Genomic DNA, 15,185 nt, shown 5'->3' with positions numbered 1-15,185 from the left:
GCTGAAAGATCAGTTGTTGCAATAGGGTTGTTACTATATAATGGTTATTATCAGATGATAGTACCTGGTATTAAAAAATATAAAGCAGGTGAAAACATGGAGTTCGCAATGTTCCAAGACGTGCTCAAAACCCGCCGCAGCATCCGGGAATTTACCGGGGAGCGCGTCAGCCTTTCCGATATCGAAGACATTATCGACTGCGCCCGTTATGCGCCCAGCGATACTAACTCGCAAACCTGGGAATTTATCGCGGTTATCAATTCGGAGAAAATAAAACGGATCGAAGAGTTTACCTGGGAGAAACTGCATGAAACGGCGGCCCGTGCGGTGGAGAAGGGGCTGGAGCGGGAAGCGAAGCTGCTCGTGAAATCATTTGGGCCTTATGCCACCGCTTTTTCCGGGGCACCGGCCCTGATCGTCTGCCTTTCGACCCCGTACGCTTCCAAATTTCGCGAAAAAATCTTCGATCCGATCGATTTCGTTTCGCCGGAAATTTGGCAAGAGGAAGGGCTGAAAAGCAGCTGCCTCGCCTCCCAAAACCTGATGCTGGCTGCCCATGCCAAAGGCCTTGCCACCTGCCCGATGACCGGCCCGGTGCTGCTGGCCGAGGACAAGCTGCGCGAATTTCTCGACATCCCCGCCGACCGCGGCGTGAACATGGTGATCGCGCTTGGCCACCCGGCCATCGCGCCAAAGCCCGTGCCCCGCAAAGAGGTCGCGGAAATTCTTAGAATTGTGGAGTAGCGCGGTTAAGTGCCAAGATACGTTGGATACGTTGGAAATATCCAATAGATGCCGCAAATCGGCTCTATTTTTGAAGCCAGGTTGGAAATATCCAATAGAACTGGGAATTGAATGGTAAATACGGCAGCGTGAATGGATATTTCCAATAGATTAGGGTTGGCAGGGCGGAAAATAGGTGGGTTGAGCGAATTCTATTGGATTTTTTCCAATGAGCGCTCCAATATACGTCCGATTTCCGTCAATCTATTGGATTTTTTCCAATGTAAGATGGAAAGACATGCATCAAAAAAAAGAGGTCCCCGGACAGCTGCAAAAGCTGCTCTTGGAACCTCTTTTACCTTACAACCGCCCGTAAGCCTTGAGCGTCTTCAGCCTTTCCACAGTGAGCCAGCCCCGCCATTCCTGTTCCCCCGCCGGACTTACCGCCGGAAACGACAAGGGCCAACCGCCGTCTTCCTGCTGCGAATCGATCAGTACATCGAGATGGCGGTTGACCTCCTCCTCGGTCACGAGGCGGGCGGCGTAGCTGTCCGGCGAAGGCGCATAATCCAGCACCTTGTGGACATAACCTCCTGCCAGCGGATTCAGCTCGATGCCGTCCGGCCCGGCCAGCCAGTCATCGAGCACCGCCTTCAACCGGTCCGCCCTCCCCAGATCCGGCTCCGGCACATGCTCCAAAAAGGCGATCCATTGCACAGCGTCATGGTAATCCCCCGGAACGCCCCCGTTCTCCAGCGAGCGCCACAAAAAAGCGATATTGCTTCGGAACCACGATTCCTCCGCAAAATCCGTGCGCTCGCGCTGGGCAAGCAGCAACCCGATGATGCTGCCGGTCGGATTCAGCGAAGGAATCCCGTCCCGCTCGGTGGTCCACCAAGGCGCGTGGGGGTAGGCGTTCACGTCCGTGGTCGCCCTCGGCAATCCACCGCCGTCCAAAGTGATGCTCCGCAAATACCTCAGCACCCCGTCCATCATGTCCGAGCCAAACCCGCCGGCTTCCCGGATCACCATCAGCGCTGTTTCCGTCGTGACCGGTTGGCTTTGCGGGCAGCGCATATCGGGCTCAAGCGCGTTTCCGAAGCCTCCGTCCGCGTTTTGGTAAGGTTTAAGCGCCTCCAGAACCTCCTCTGCCGAACCGTCTTCAAAATAGAACGCAAACCTTTTCCGATCCAGCAGTCTGGCGTTCGTGTAAATAAATTCCCTCGCCCGCCGCAAAGTTTCCTGTTCCTTTTTTACCATGCCGTTTCCTCCTTCACATAGGTTCAAGTTCATGCCCGTTATACCGCCTGATCGCGTAGTATGACTGTTGTTCGCATTCATTGGTATTTTTTCGCTAAAGCCAACGCCCGCTCATGAATCGCCAGGCGCAATTCCTTTGGCTCAATCACTTCCGCATCCGGCCCCATCGAGAAAAAGAACGACACCGCCCAATTCAGCTCCGAAGCGGGCAAGCGGCAATCCAGCAGCCACTGCTCATCGCTTGTCTGCTGAACCTCATGGCCGAAATGCGGGTCCTGCTCGGCAAGCAGTGAACCGCGATAGGTAAGCTTTACGCGGAGATGTACGGTGTCCTTCCCGTCCGCAGGGGTACCGTCCTCGCTATCTTTGGCACTCTTGGCATCTCCGTCCTTGTCACCCTTAACCCCCGTCCCCTCCTTGCCTCCCCTTTCGGTCCCTATCTCCAGCGGGGGAGAGGTTTCGGCGATGTCCTCAAACCGGTCGACGCGGAAGGTGCGCACTTCCCCATGCTCCAGCGACTCGGCCTCGCAGTACCAAAAGCCGTTTGCGGCGTACACGCGCTTCGGCCGAATCGTAAGGTGCCGGCGGTAGTTTTGCGACCGGTACAACACGCGCAGCCAGCGTCCCTCGGCGGCGTGGGACATCAGCGCCTTCAAATGCGGCGTCTTATAACGGCGGTCCGGCACCTCCATCTCCACGTGACGGAGCAGCGGAGCGATTTGGCCAAGCATGGGCCCCGGCAGCGCGGACCGGATTTTGTCGGCCGCCGTCCATTTCGCCTGCCCAAAAGGGCTGTCGCTGTATTTGGCCATCGCGTCCAAAGCAAGCAAAACGGTTAAAGCCTCACCGGCATCAAACTGCAACGGCGGCAGGCGGTAGCCGTCCATCAGCCGGTAGCCGCCGCCCGGCCCGGGCAGAGCGCTGATCGGAACACCGATCTCCGACAAAGCTTGTATATCGCGCAGCACCGTCCGTTTGGAAACCTCAAGCTTGTCCGCCAGGGACAAGGCCGTTTCCGGACGCTGCTGCAGCGCCATGACGATCGCCATCATCCTGTCCATTCGCTTCATCCTGCTCTTTGCCTCCCGCTTATGTCCACTATATCAGGCTAATGGTGACAACAGATTGTCACCATTCTTGCCTGTCTTTTTATACATATGTACAAAAAAACACAGCCCCATAAAGAGCTGTGCTTTTCATTATCGCGCTTGGAACCAAACTTTATAAGTGATCCGTTACCGGAAGTGATCTTATAATTTGATTACGTTAGCAGCTTGAGGACCACGGTTGCCTTCAGTGATCTCGAATTCTACGGCTTGACCTTCTTCCAGAGTTTTGAAGCCGTCACCTTGGATTGCGGAGAAGTGTACGAATACGTCTTCGCCACCTTCAACTTGGATGAAGCCATAGCCTTTTTCTGCGTTAAACCATTTAACTGTACCTTTCAAATGAACAACCTCCTAAAAATAACCGCCATCGTTGGCGAATATCCATATTATACTCTATGCCCACAGACAATGCAACGTGACAATTTCCGAAAGGTTTTTTTCGGGTGTCTGCCACAGAGGAACCAACGGTTTTATTTGCTTTCCTCCAGAGCGTGAGTTATCATTTTACATAAAAATATTACCAATTTTACGCGGCGTTTAAACCCGTGAGCAAAGCCAGAGATTGGAGAAATTACGATGATCAAAAAACACGAAATATACAAAAAAGACAAATGGAATATGATGACTGTAGAAGTTCAGGGCAAATACATCATTCTCCGCGAAATTTCCGATCAGTGGGGTGAAGAATCGCATACCTTCCTCAGCCGCCCGGCGATGATGGATTGGGTGAACCGCCGTTTTCCTAAGGAGGATTTTGCCGGCAACGAAGAGGAATGGAACGACATCATGAACGCCTTCAAGCAGGTTTAGCCTGCCGGCCAAGCCTGCTTGGCAATCATTTTAATGAAACGGAGCAAAGGTAAATGTATAGTTCCAGCATTTTAATCTTCATTATTTGTGCGTTTGCGCTGGCCGTCATACTGATCATGAACAAGGACAACATCCATCCTCGTCTCAAACGCGGGCTTGCCCTCACTGCCTTGATTATGGTGGTGGCGGCGTTTGGTTTAATCATCTACAGCTTTCTGGCTTAGGAAGAGGGTGGCAAATATTTCTTCGGCAGGCGGCCCATACTAGGATAATGCCCGTAGCAGCGAAGTCAACTTCTTAATGCTCCGGGCCCTGATCAAAACAGGGAGGTTTCCTAGTTATGAAATGGCCGCGCACCATCCCTTTGCTGTTATCCTGCTGCCTGCTGATTTCCACGCTGCAGGGCGGCTCCGCTGCGGGCCAGCCCGCGGCTTCACCTTACCCAAAACAAAGGAGGATTCCGATGAGCACCTTAATGAAACGCTCGGAAGTATCACAGGAGAATACATGGAAGCTTGAGGATCTGTTTTCCGGCCAGGCTTCTTGGGACAAATCGTATGACGAACTGAAGGCATTGAAAGGCAAAGCCGCCGAATTCGAAGGCAAACTGAACAATGCCCAAAATATCAAAGCCGTTTTCGAGCTGGAAGACGATCTTTCCTTAAAAATCGAACGGTTGTACGTTTACGCCCACTTGCATCACGATGAGGATACGACCAACCCTACATATCAGGCGCTTGTGCAGAAAGCGAAAAAGCTGAGCGTCGAAGTCAACGAAGCGCTGTCGTTCATCACCCCGGAGATATTGTCCCTGCCGGAACAGGAGCTTGACCGTCTGATCAGCGATCCTGAGCTTGCGGATTACAAATTCACACTGCAGGAAATCAAACGCGAGAAAGCGCATGTGCTGAGCAAAACGGAAGAAGCGCTGCTCGCCCAGGTCGGCAATCTGTCGCAGGCGCCGCAGCAAATTTTTGGCATGATCAACAATGCGGATATGAAGTTCCCGAAAATCAAGGACGAAAACGGGAACGAAGTCGAGTTGACGCACGGCAGCTACATTCAGTTCCTGGAAAACCCGAATCGCGAAGTGCGGGAGCGGGCGTTTAAAGCCGTTTACGAAACGTACCGCAAGCAAAAAAATACGATCGCGGCCACCTTAACCGCCAACATCAACAAAAACATGTTTTATTCCCGGGTGCGCAAATACCCCTCCGTGCTGGAAATGTCCCTATATGGCGACAACATTCCGAAGGAAGTGTACACAAACCTGATCGACACGATTCATGAAAGCCTCCCGCTGCTGCACCGCTACATGAAGCTGCGAAAGAAGCTGCTTGGCGTCGATGAGCTGCATATGTACGACCTGTTTGCGCCGCTCGTAGAGGAATACAAATGGGACATCAGCTATGAGGAAGCGAAAAAAATGGTCGAGGATGGCCTGAAGCCGCTTGGCGAAGATTACCTCAAAGCGCTTCGTTCCGGCTTCGAAAACCGCTGGATCGACGTGTACGAGAACGAAGGCAAGCGGACGGGGGCTTACAGCTGGGGAGCTTACGGCACCCACCCTTACGTGCTGCTGAACCACAAGGACAACCTGAACAGCATGTTTACGCTCGCGCACGAGATGGGCCATGCCCTGCATTCCCATTTTTCGGACGAAGCTTTAAAGTACCGCGATGCCCAATACACGATTTTTCTGGCCGAGGTCGCTTCGACGACCAACGAGGCGCTGCTGATGGATTATTTGCTGAAAAAATCGACCGATCCGAATCAAAAGCTGTACCTGCTGACGTATTATGCCGACCAGTTCCGGACGACCGTGTTCCGGCAGACGATGTTCGCCGAGTTCGAGAAAATCGTTCACGAGAAGGCGGAAGCCGGCGAATCGCTGACCCCGCAGGAGCTGTCTTCCATTTATTACGATTTGAACGCAAAATACCATGGCAAAGACATGGCCGTCGACCAGGATATCGAAATGGAATGGGCGCGCATCCCCCATTTCTACACCAGCTTCTATGTGTATAAATACGCGACCGGCTTCTCTGCAGCGACCAGCTTTTCCAAACAGATTTTGGAGGAAGGCCAGCCGGCGGTCGACCGCTACCTCGGGTTCCTGAAGAGCGGCGGCAGCGACTATTCGATTAATATTTTGAAAAAAGCCGGCGTCGACATGTCCTCGCCGGAGCCGATTCGCGAAGCAATGAGCGTGTTCGAAGACGTCATCGAGCAAATGGAGCAACTGACGAAATAGCGTCCCGCCCTGCGCGGCCGCCCGGTTCCATAAAATCCCTTGCCCGCTTGGGGCAAGGGATTTTATACTGACTTAAAGGAGGTGTTACCTCATGCGAATTCAATGGTCCTTGATCTTAGCGCTTATTTTCGCCTTGATCACCGCCGTGTTTGCCGTTATCAACGTCAACCCGGTACAGGTTAATTTATTGTTCGGCGCCGTCAGCCTTCCGCTGATTTTACTGATCCTCGGTTGCACGCTGCTTGGCGGCATCATCGTCGGCTCGTTTGGCATCTACCGCGGATACCGGCTGCAGCGGGAAGTGAAAGGCTTGCACGCCAAGCTTGTACATATCCAAGAAGCGACCGGCTACACCTTCCCCGAACCGGAAAAGCCCGAAAAAAGGAAGAAAGCGGCCGGCAAAAGCGAAAATTCCGCCGGCAAGCCGGAACCTTCCGCGGAAGATTTAGCTTCGTCCGAGCAATGATCCGGCGGCAGCGAGTTCCTAATTTTTGAGGAGGTTCCCATGAAGATTCAACCCAATGAAACCTATATTTTAAACATTCTGAAAACGCTGCTCGATACGCCAAGCCCCAGCGGTTTTACGCGCGGCATTATGAGTCTGATCCAGCGTGAAGCGGAGGCTTTGGGCATCCCTTTCGCGCAAAACGAAAAAGGCGGCGCCTTCCTGACGCTGCCCGGCCGCGACTCGTCCCGGCGGATCGCGCTGAGCGCTCACGTCGATACTTTGGGCGCCATGGTCCGTTCGATCACCGAGCGCGGCACGCTGAAGATCACCTCGGTCGGCGGATTTATGATGCACAGCATCGAAAACGAATACTGCCAAATCCACACCCGCAGCGGCAAGGTTTACACGGGGACGATCTTGTCGACGCAGCCTTCCGTCCACGTTTACACCGACGCCCGCGACTTCAAGCGCGAGGAGAAAAATATGGAGGTGCGAATTGACGAGCTAGTGGAAAATAAAGACGACGTACTGAAGCTCGGCGTCTCCGCCGGCGATTTTATTTCCTTCGATTCCCGCGCGGTCATCACAACCAGCGGGTACATCAAGTCCCGCCACCTCGACGACAAGGCGAGCGTGGCCGCCCTGTTCGGCCTGCTGGAATCGAGCCGGCGCGAGGGCTGGACGCCGCGCCATGATCTGGTTTTCCTCATTTCCAACTATGAGGAAGTCGGGCACGGCGCAGCGTGGATTCCGGACGGCGTGAACGAAATGATCGCCGTGGACATGGGCGCGATGGGCGACGATTTAAGCTGCAAAGAGACCGATGTGTCGATTTGCGCCAAAGACTCCAGCGGGCCGTACGATTACGACATGACCGGCAAGCTGATCGAGCTCGCCCGAGACTTGGAAATACCGCACGCGGTCGATATTTACCCGCATTACGGCTCGGACGCCTCGGCGGCGCTGCGCGGCGGGAACAACATCCGCGCCGCGTTGATCGGTCCGGGCGTGCACGCATCGCACGCCATGGAGCGGACGCACAAGCAGGCCGTCATCAACACGACCCGCCTGCTCGCCGCTTATGTGGCCGAGTAACGGGGCGGCTAGAACCAAAGGGCCGGGATCGCCCAGTGGACTCGGGCGCTGGGCCGCTGCCTCCGCTGCAGCGGCGGTCATCTTCCTCGGCGTCCTGGCGATGCTCTTGTGGGGAAGCCGATTTCTCCTTCCCCATGCTTACACTTATTATGAAACCGCTGCGGATAACGGCGTGAAGCTGCACGCGCTGGCCGCTTCGCCGGAGCATATCGAGCTGCGGGCTGCGGACCGGCCGTTGGAAGATTACCGCGTATATGGAATTAACGGCGGATTTTTTTACAATGACGCCGTTTTGTCCATCGCGGTCAACGATGACCGGCCGGTCCAAGTCGCTGCCGGCGATTACGGCTCCGGCTGGTTCAACGCCAAATACGCGCGCGGCACGCTCGTTTGGGACGCGGCGGCCGGCCGCTTTTCGGTGCAGGTCGTCTCCGCCGCCGCCGAGCTTAGCGTCACCGACCGCGGCCGCTATTTTGCCCAGGGCGGCGTCAGCATGAAGCTGCGGGACGATGCCGGATGGCGGGCGGCCGCCGTGGACGCCGAGCATCTGCCCTACCCGGATGAGGAGCGCCTCCGCTCCGGCCTCGTCTACGACGATGCGGGCCGGCTGTGGCTGATCGTCACGTCGACCCGTTGCACGGCGGAGGCCTTCCGTACCGCCGTCAAGGAGACGATTGCCCCCAGCTCGGCCGTGGACGGCATCTTCCTCGACGGCGACGGCTCCTCGCAACTGAACGCCGCCGAGATCAAACTCCACGGCGACTCGCGCGATCTGCGGCAGATTATTGCGATTCAGTAATGGCATAAAACAAATAGAATTAACAAAAAGACAATTCGACGGATTTTTGCCGGAGAATTGTTTTTTTATTTTTCAGTTAGAAATTTATATCAACTGCTTGTATTTTCGCTCCTAAATTTACCTTTATGGGTGAGAGAGAAAACGGCAGCGAGTTTGCAGGTTTGGGAATGACCTACAGCCGCTGATTCCCCCTAATATCTCCTCACTAATAATATTTGAGGAGCGATTGAAATGGCAAATTACACATATGCTGCTTACACGGCTTCGAATGGAGTTAAGTTGCACACGATCAAAACTTCCCCAAATAATATCTGGATTAATTATATTGGTGCGTCTAATGTACCCAGTCAAAGTTACTATGGTGTTAATGGTGGTTATTTTGATCCTGATACTGGAAACTTACTTCAAATTGCTTTAAACAATGATAAACCGGTAAATGGGACTAAAAATGATTACGGAAGTGGATATGAAAATGTTAAGGTTGCTCGCGGTACATTGGTTTGGGACGCTACGGAAAGTCAATTTTCCGTACAAATCGTTAAGTCCGCTGCTGATCTCCACGTCATTAAACGAACGAGATATTGGGCGCAAGGCGGTATTAGCATGTCTCTAAACAGTGACAGTACCTGGGCTTCTCAGGCTGATAAAGAAAATATGCAGAATAGAACCGGAAATGCATTTCGAACTGGCCTTGTATACAACAATACTAATAACATTTGGCTTATTGTTACTGATGTAAAATGTACTGCCGCAGAATTTAGAACCGCAATTAAGGAAAAGGTCGGCTCAGGAACGCTCGTCAATGGGATATTCTTGGATGGCAGTGGTTCTTCACAAATGAAGTGCAAAGAGAAAAAAGTGTATGGTGATGAGCGAGAAGTTTATCAAATGGTTGCATTAAGAAACGAATAAATACAATAAATATACCCTAGATTGAGACCCCGGTTTACCTTATTGGTAGCCGGCGGTCTCATTTTCAAATTTGCAATATAAACAAGGTAACTTTTCCATATTTTAGACGTCTATATTTATATAAAGAAAATATGGAGGATAATTTATGAATAAGGTGATTTTCTATACGGTTACTGGAATTGTTACTCTAGGGATACTTACATCATGTGCAAATGGGAAAAACAAGGATCATGTTCAGGAGCAAAACGAAACTCAAACCATTGATACAAATACTTCTCAAAATCAGCAAACAGAAAATAACGACTCGTTTCAAACCGGCGTTGTTATAGACTTTGATGCCATTGACAATTCATTATTCAATGCAGAAATTAAGACATTGCTGAAAACTACCCTGGAAGCAATGGCCAATAAAGATGAAGAATCGTATCGGAGTGTTTTTAGAGATACGCAATCCGCTGATACTTATATGTACTTATTTGGTAAAGATTATTATTATGATTATTTGGGAACTATCGAACAAGATCGTTCGGGTAGAATTGTTGTTGAAGTCAGAGGCAAAGTCAAAGATGATCATGGAATCAGGGAGACACCTAACGGATTTTTTTACTTTATTAAAAATAAAGAAGGGCACTGGGTACTTGGAGCGATTGATTAGGATTGCGGGATGGGGGTTAACTTATGAGGAGGTTTGTTATCTATACTGTAACTGGAATTGTTATTCTAGGAATACTAACATCATGTCGCAATAAGGATCATGTTCAGAAGCAAGCGAAACTCAAACCACTGATACAAACACTTCTCAAAATCAGTAAGCAGAAAATAACGACTCGTTTAAAACTGGCATTTTTGTAGACTTTGATGCCTTGGGCGATCCATTGTATACTGGGGAATTAGGTCCCTTATGAAAACCACCTTGGAAGCCTTGGTCAATAAGGACGAGCAGGCGTTTCGAAGTATATATTACACCAAGCCATCCGAAACAATTCTTGAAGATTATTTAGAAAGAGATTATTATTTCGAGTCTATGGAAGGTATTACGAAAGACCATAATAGATTAAATTGTTCAAGTCAAAACAAAAGCCAGAATTGAAAATGAAGTCATTGAACGTAATGAAGATTATTGCTTAGTCAAGGGCAAGAACGGTCTTGGAAGTTGTGGGTTTAATTTAGCTTGCTTCCCTTATTAAAATAACCATAATATTCGGCATGTCAACAACATGAACATATCGATATTTCTAACAACAAAGCCTTGTTGGCATAAGAGCCAACTAAGGCTTTGTTGCTTTTTGTACTATTAATAGAGATTCATTCTTTCTGCTTAATACATTTAATAGCATCAGACAATTCATTAAGTGATGAATCTAGCTTGTCCAGCTTTTTTCCAATCGTTTGAAGCACATACCTCAACAAAATAAAACACATGGCGACCGGAAAACCAACATTTGTGACGAATGAAGCAAATTCCTCATAATCCATAAAACTCTCTCCTTCATACTTTTTTTTAAATATGGTAATTTGAGAGATGAAAATACAATATCTAATTTAAGAACATTTTGTTATATTTTATTGAACTGTCTCAAACGCCCATTCTTTTCACTTGTTAAATGTAGTTATGAATCGCCATATATTATAGAAAATTCTAAAATATGGGGTGATTAGTATGAAGAAAGAAACGATTATGGATTACTATAGAGGAGAACTAAAACGAATTGCTTGGAAGATTCAATACAAGGCAAGAGTAACCTCTAAACATGAATTACCTTTAAAGTCGGAAAACGTTAGCCGAGCAGCCAACTTTCAAAACGAAGTGGATCGTAAGTTATATGTAGAGTATCTAATCAACTCAATCCCTACAGACATCGGAAGGAAAATTATTTTCGAGATTTATATAAACGAAAAAACCGAAGTTCAAGTTGCTAAAGAATTGAATATAAGCCAACAGGGGGTAAATCAATGGAAAAGAAAAACCTTGAAGTACCTATGTCAGAAGATGAGTTCCTGAACCTGTTGCAATTGGCAAGAAATCATGATCAGACCGCGATGTATAAACTAATTGAATATTATAAGAATGACATCTACAAACTTAGCATGTATATGAAAATGCCACAAGAAGACGCGGTTCAAAGTATCGTTGTGGAAATGATAGATTTATTTATGAAAGCGGATTAATTTACTCATATTCCTGACAAACACACTTTTTACTTTCTATTTCGCAAAAAACAAGGAGACATTTTCCATCTTACAAACGTCAATATAGATAAAAAGCAAAATATGGGGGAAAAATCCATGAACAAATTGATTATATATTCTGTAACAGTAATTGTTACACTAGGGATACTAACATCGTGTTCAAATGAGAGCAATAAGGATCATCTTCAGGAGCAAAACGAAACTCAATTCATTGGGGCTAACGCTTCTCAAAATCAGCAAGTAGAAAATGACGACTCTTTTCAAACCGGTGTTTTTGTAGACTTCGACGCCTTGGACGATCCGTTGTACACGGAAGAAATTAAGTCCCTTATGAAAACCACTTTGGAAGCCTTGGCCAATAAGGATGAACAGGCACTTCGGAGAATATATTACCGAGAGGACTCCGAAGGTATTCGTGAGTATTTTTTTGATAGAGACTATTGTTTTAAGTCCTTAGAAGGTATTACAAAGGACCATGATAGATTAATTGTTAGAGTCAAAACAAAAGCCAGAATGGAAAGTGAAGTCTTTGAACGCACTGAAGATTATTGGTTAGTCAAGGACAAAAGCGGCCAATGGAAGCTAGGATCCATCGATTAGTTACATTCCCAGACAAAGAAGCCTCAGTTGGCATAAAGTCAACTAAGGCTTCTTCCGCTTAGGCCATCATTTTCGCGGTTTCGGCCAGCGGTGGCGGGGGACGTAGCGGATCAAGGCGTGGTGGACCGTCGCCCATTGCGCTTCGGTTAAGGTTCCGACCGCTGTCCGCGTGCCATCGATGCCTAATGTTCGCCTCAAAACCGTTAATTGCGGTTTGGTGAAAAAGGCACTTAAAACGGCATCAAATGAAGCATACGGAGATTTTAGCGCAGCTTCCGCAAGCCCCAGAAAAACGCTGCGTTCATGATAAGGCACAAGCGGCTCGCGTTTTCGGTCTATCCGCACCAGCGCCGAATCGACGCTTGGCGGGGGAGCGAAATTGTCCCTGGAGATGATCTGAATAAATTTGAAATCGAACCACATTTTCCACGCCAATACGTACGGGTCTTTCACCTGTCTTCCCGTAAACCTCCTGGCCGCCCCCTTCTCCATGACCAGGACAGCCCTTTGCAGAGGCGTTGCCGGCTGACTCAATAATTTTTTTAGAATCGGGGTCGTGATGGAGTACGGGATATTGGACACGACGAGAAAAGCTTCCTTCGGAAAACGGATATTCAGGATATCCTGGTGAATTACCTTTATGTTCGCGTGATGCCCGATTTTCCGTTGTAAAATCTCGACGAAGGCCGGGTCGTATTCGACAGCCACTACCTTTTGGGCTTTTTGGCATAACTCGGCCGTTAAAGCTCCTTGGCCGGCCCCCAGCTCCAGCACCGTATCCCCTTCCGAAATACCGGCCATGGCGACGATCTCCCGAATGAGCTTCCGGTTATGCAACAAATGCTGTCCCAAGTCATTGGGAGGTTCTCCTCGTTTTAATCGGGTTTGGTTAGGTTTTTTATTTTTTCGGCTCACTTGCGCTCATCCCTTCGCAAAACGTCACAGCTTCCCAGCCTGCGGCCGGAGCAAAGGGAGTCAGCGCGTAAAAAAGCCCGAATGTGCAACGAAAACAATCCCTCCCCAGCCGGGAAAAGATCATTTAAGCACGCAAAAAAAAGAAGGCAGATGCCCCACCTTCTCTTCTAACCGTTACAGATTGTATGCAGAAAAAAGGCAGACTGAACCCGTTGCTCCGCCTCGCAGGCAGAGCGCTTGAACGTCATTTAATTGTTCAATTCGCGGCGGTTCAGTCTGTCGTTTATCACACGTGATGCTCCTTTCCGTAAAAATCCACATTTTGGACAACAAAAAAACACAGGCAGTTCTCTGCCTGTGCAAGCCGTAATCGGGTGCGGAAAATAAACCTCCCCGCGATTCGCTGGGGAAAGCTTCTTTTCCAGATGCATATCAAATGACAGGTTACCGCATGGGCAGACCAATCCCGATTACTCCGCTACAGGCAGAATGTCAAGAAAACCGTATAAGCACACGTTTTTCTTATCGGGAAAAATCTATCACACGTAACCCTCCGTTCAACTAAGATATGAGAAAGAATAGCATAGAAGCCAGCAAATATCAAATTTTCGCCGGCTCAGCCTCTACCAGCCGGTGCCGGTGCCATTTAGTCCCGTAGAACCGGCGCAGGAAGATGGCTCCCCGGATCCCCCATTCAATATTCATGGCCAGCCATACGCCGATGACGCCAAACGGCAGAACAACGCCCAAAATGTAGCCAAGCACGACGCGGAACAGCCACATGGACAACATCGACACGACCGAAGTATATTTGGCGTCGCCCGCCGCCCGCAAGGCCGACGGAGTAATAAAACTGATCGACCACAGCGGAATTTGCATGATCGTGTTGATCAGGATAATCGTAAAGATTTCGCCTACGATTTCGGCGGGCGGATGAAACAGCGACACCAGCGGGTGGAACAGCGGCAGGATAATCAGTCCCATGACGATGAACGTGGCCGACGATAGCCAGATGAAGGATCGCGTCAATTTTTTGGCGTCCCCGACGTCTCCCCGCCCGATGCATTGCCCCACCACGGTGACGATGGCGATCGACAAGGCGTTGGCCGGAATTTGCACCACGCCCGCCAGCGACGAGCTGATCGCATTGGCGGCGATCGCGTAAGTTCCCAGGCTGACGATAAAAATTTGCGTCAGAATCTTCCCGCCGTTAAAAAACATCTGCTCCGCGGCAAACGGCATGCCGATGGACATGATTTTTTTCAGCATCCCCCAATTTGCCATCAACATGTCCCGGATCCGAATATGCAGGGAAGCGTCCACCCTGACTAAATAATAAATCGCGCAGGCGGCGGCCAAATACCGCGAAACATTGACGGCTACGGTCATCCCGAACACTCCCATATCGGCCAGATTAATGAACACGAAATTCAGCAGGACGTAAGATAAGTTCATGATTAGCGACAGAAAAAGCGATGCCCGCGACCTCCCGATCCCCCGCAGCACCCCGCACACCGCCTCGACGATCGCAATCCCGCAAAAGGAAACGCTGCTGCCGATCAGATATGTTTTGGCGTTACTGAATACATCGGCCTCCGCGGAACCAAACAGCAAGTTCAAGGTCGGATTATGAAGCAAAATAATCAGCAAGCTGATCGCCAGCGCCAGCAAAAATACCGAAGAAACCGAGCCGGCAGCCGATTTGGATACCATTTGATCGTTCCGGTTTCCTTTGTACTGCGCCACCACGACGGTGCCCCCGGTCGCGACGCCGACAAAAACGTTGATCAGAAAAATGTTCAGCGAATCGACCATATTGACGGCGCTGACCGCGGCGACGCCGGAGGAGCTGATCATCGCCGTGTTGACCAGATTGAGTCCGACGATAAACGCCTGGTCGATCAGGATCGGAATGATCAAGGCGATAATCTGCCGGTAAGCCATCGATTCGGCGGAGAAATGTTTGTTCAAGAAACGGTGCGTTTTGGCGCGGATGGCTGCGTTAACCACGTAATCACTTCTTTTTCATAAAAATATTTAGAAAAAATAAAAGACTCTTCAGCGCGAAGA

At 49.8% G+C, this 15,185-nt stretch carries 18 protein-coding genes; 12 read left to right on the top strand and 6 right to left on the bottom strand.

From position 1 onward, the window contains the following. Nucleotides 1–96: 96 nt before the first annotated feature. The gene (locus tag EHV15_RS19050) at nucleotides 97–744 is read left to right on the top strand and encodes a nitroreductase family protein (protein ID WP_128632590.1); all 648 of its coding nucleotides are present in this window, start codon (nucleotides 97–99) and stop codon (nucleotides 742–744) included. Between the two features lie 339 nt (nucleotides 745–1,083). Here EHV15_RS19050 and EHV15_RS19045 read toward each other — a convergent pair whose 3' ends face one another. From EHV15_RS19045 to EHV15_RS19035, 3 genes are all read right to left on the bottom strand, one after another. Next, nucleotides 1,084–1,983, bottom strand: coding sequence for a hypothetical protein (locus tag EHV15_RS19045; RefSeq protein ID WP_128632589.1), 900 nt, complete (start codon nucleotides 1,981–1,983; stop codon nucleotides 1,084–1,086). Nucleotides 1,984–2,060: 77 nt separating this feature from the next. Beyond that, a complete protein-coding gene (locus EHV15_RS19040) occupies nucleotides 2,061–3,053 on the bottom strand; it encodes a helix-turn-helix transcriptional regulator (protein WP_128632588.1) in 993 nt (330 codons plus the stop codon). A 180-nt stretch (nucleotides 3,054–3,233) separates the two neighbouring features. Next, nucleotides 3,234–3,431, bottom strand: a complete 198-nt coding sequence (locus tag EHV15_RS19035; protein ID WP_036624279.1) for a cold shock domain-containing protein — start codon at nucleotides 3,429–3,431, stop codon at nucleotides 3,234–3,236. 237 nt (nucleotides 3,432–3,668) lie between these two features. Here EHV15_RS19035 and EHV15_RS19030 point away from each other — a divergent pair, with 237 nt between their 5' ends. The 8 genes from EHV15_RS19030 to EHV15_RS19000 all read left to right on the top strand — a co-directional run bounded on the left by EHV15_RS19030 (nucleotide 3,669) and on the right by EHV15_RS19000 (nucleotide 10,065). Next, nucleotides 3,669–3,902 carry a hypothetical protein gene (locus EHV15_RS19030; protein WP_128632587.1) on the top strand — a complete coding sequence of 78 codons (234 nt, stop codon included), beginning with the start codon at nucleotides 3,669–3,671 and terminating at the stop codon, nucleotides 3,900–3,902. A 53-nt stretch (nucleotides 3,903–3,955) separates the two neighbouring features. Further along, nucleotides 3,956–4,126 carry a hypothetical protein gene (locus EHV15_RS36570; protein ID WP_178075888.1) on the top strand — a complete coding sequence of 57 codons (171 nt, stop codon included), beginning with the start codon at nucleotides 3,956–3,958 and terminating at the stop codon, nucleotides 4,124–4,126. A gap of 239 nt (nucleotides 4,127–4,365) precedes the next feature. Next, on the top strand, nucleotides 4,366–6,156 hold the full coding sequence (gene pepF / locus EHV15_RS19025) for an oligoendopeptidase F (RefSeq protein ID WP_128635427.1): 1,791 nt from the start codon (nucleotides 4,366–4,368) through the stop codon (nucleotides 6,154–6,156). 91 nt (nucleotides 6,157–6,247) lie between these two features. After that, on the top strand, nucleotides 6,248–6,622 hold the full coding sequence (locus EHV15_RS19020) for a LapA family protein (RefSeq protein WP_128632586.1): 375 nt from the start codon (nucleotides 6,248–6,250) through the stop codon (nucleotides 6,620–6,622). 39 nt (nucleotides 6,623–6,661) lie between these two features. Then, on the top strand, nucleotides 6,662–7,699 hold the full coding sequence (locus tag EHV15_RS19015) for a M42 family metallopeptidase (RefSeq protein WP_128632585.1): 1,038 nt from the start codon (nucleotides 6,662–6,664) through the stop codon (nucleotides 7,697–7,699). Further along, complete coding sequence (locus EHV15_RS19010; RefSeq protein WP_246061677.1) at nucleotides 7,686–8,498, top strand: hypothetical protein; 813 nt, start codon at nucleotides 7,686–7,688, stop codon at nucleotides 8,496–8,498. Before EHV15_RS19015 ends, EHV15_RS19010 begins: the two co-directional genes overlap by 14 nt. A 231-nt stretch (nucleotides 8,499–8,729) precedes the next feature. Continuing rightward, nucleotides 8,730–9,410 carry a phosphodiester glycosidase family protein gene (locus EHV15_RS19005; protein WP_128632584.1) on the top strand — a complete coding sequence of 227 codons (681 nt, stop codon included), beginning with the start codon at nucleotides 8,730–8,732 and terminating at the stop codon, nucleotides 9,408–9,410. Between the two features lie 145 nt (nucleotides 9,411–9,555). Then, complete coding sequence (locus EHV15_RS19000; RefSeq protein ID WP_128632583.1) at nucleotides 9,556–10,065, top strand: hypothetical protein; 510 nt, start codon at nucleotides 9,556–9,558, stop codon at nucleotides 10,063–10,065. Between the two features lie 650 nt (nucleotides 10,066–10,715). Here the strand turns inward: EHV15_RS19000 and EHV15_RS36565 are convergent. Beyond that, nucleotides 10,716–10,886 (bottom strand): hypothetical protein, encoded by a 171-nt coding sequence (locus tag EHV15_RS36565; protein ID WP_164815309.1) that lies wholly within the window; start codon nucleotides 10,884–10,886, stop codon nucleotides 10,716–10,718. A gap of 184 nt (nucleotides 10,887–11,070) precedes the next feature. Here EHV15_RS36565 and EHV15_RS18995 point away from each other — a divergent pair, with 184 nt between their 5' ends. From EHV15_RS18995 to EHV15_RS18985, 3 genes are all read left to right on the top strand, one after another. Then, on the top strand, nucleotides 11,071–11,412 hold the full coding sequence (locus EHV15_RS18995) for a DUF1492 domain-containing protein (protein ID WP_128632582.1): 342 nt from the start codon (nucleotides 11,071–11,073) through the stop codon (nucleotides 11,410–11,412). Continuing rightward, nucleotides 11,364–11,579, top strand: a complete 216-nt coding sequence (locus EHV15_RS18990) for a helix-turn-helix domain-containing protein (protein ID WP_036624288.1) — start codon at nucleotides 11,364–11,366, stop codon at nucleotides 11,577–11,579. Before EHV15_RS18995 ends, EHV15_RS18990 begins: the two co-directional genes overlap by 49 nt. Before the next feature lie 117 nt (nucleotides 11,580–11,696). Continuing rightward, on the top strand, nucleotides 11,697–12,200 hold the full coding sequence (locus tag EHV15_RS18985) for a hypothetical protein (protein ID WP_128632581.1): 504 nt from the start codon (nucleotides 11,697–11,699) through the stop codon (nucleotides 12,198–12,200). A 66-nt stretch (nucleotides 12,201–12,266) separates the two neighbouring features. On the opposite strand, the gene erm is transcribed toward EHV15_RS18985, so the two are convergent. After that, nucleotides 12,267–13,115 carry a 23S ribosomal RNA methyltransferase Erm gene (gene erm, locus EHV15_RS18980; RefSeq protein ID WP_128632580.1) on the bottom strand — a complete coding sequence of 283 codons (849 nt, stop codon included), beginning with the start codon at nucleotides 13,113–13,115 and terminating at the stop codon, nucleotides 12,267–12,269. A gap of 600 nt (nucleotides 13,116–13,715) precedes the next feature. Next, the gene (locus EHV15_RS18975; protein WP_425464480.1) at nucleotides 13,716–15,059 is read right to left on the bottom strand and encodes an MATE family efflux transporter; all 1,344 of its coding nucleotides are present in this window, start codon (nucleotides 15,057–15,059) and stop codon (nucleotides 13,716–13,718) included. Nucleotides 15,060–15,185 lie beyond the last annotated feature (126 nt).

Origin of the sequence: Paenibacillus oralis (assembly GCF_003863965.1) — a bacterium.
Lineage (GTDB): Bacteria > Bacillota > Bacilli > Paenibacillales > Paenibacillaceae > Fontibacillus > Fontibacillus oralis.
This window is presented reverse-complemented; position numbering and strand designations above follow the sequence as displayed.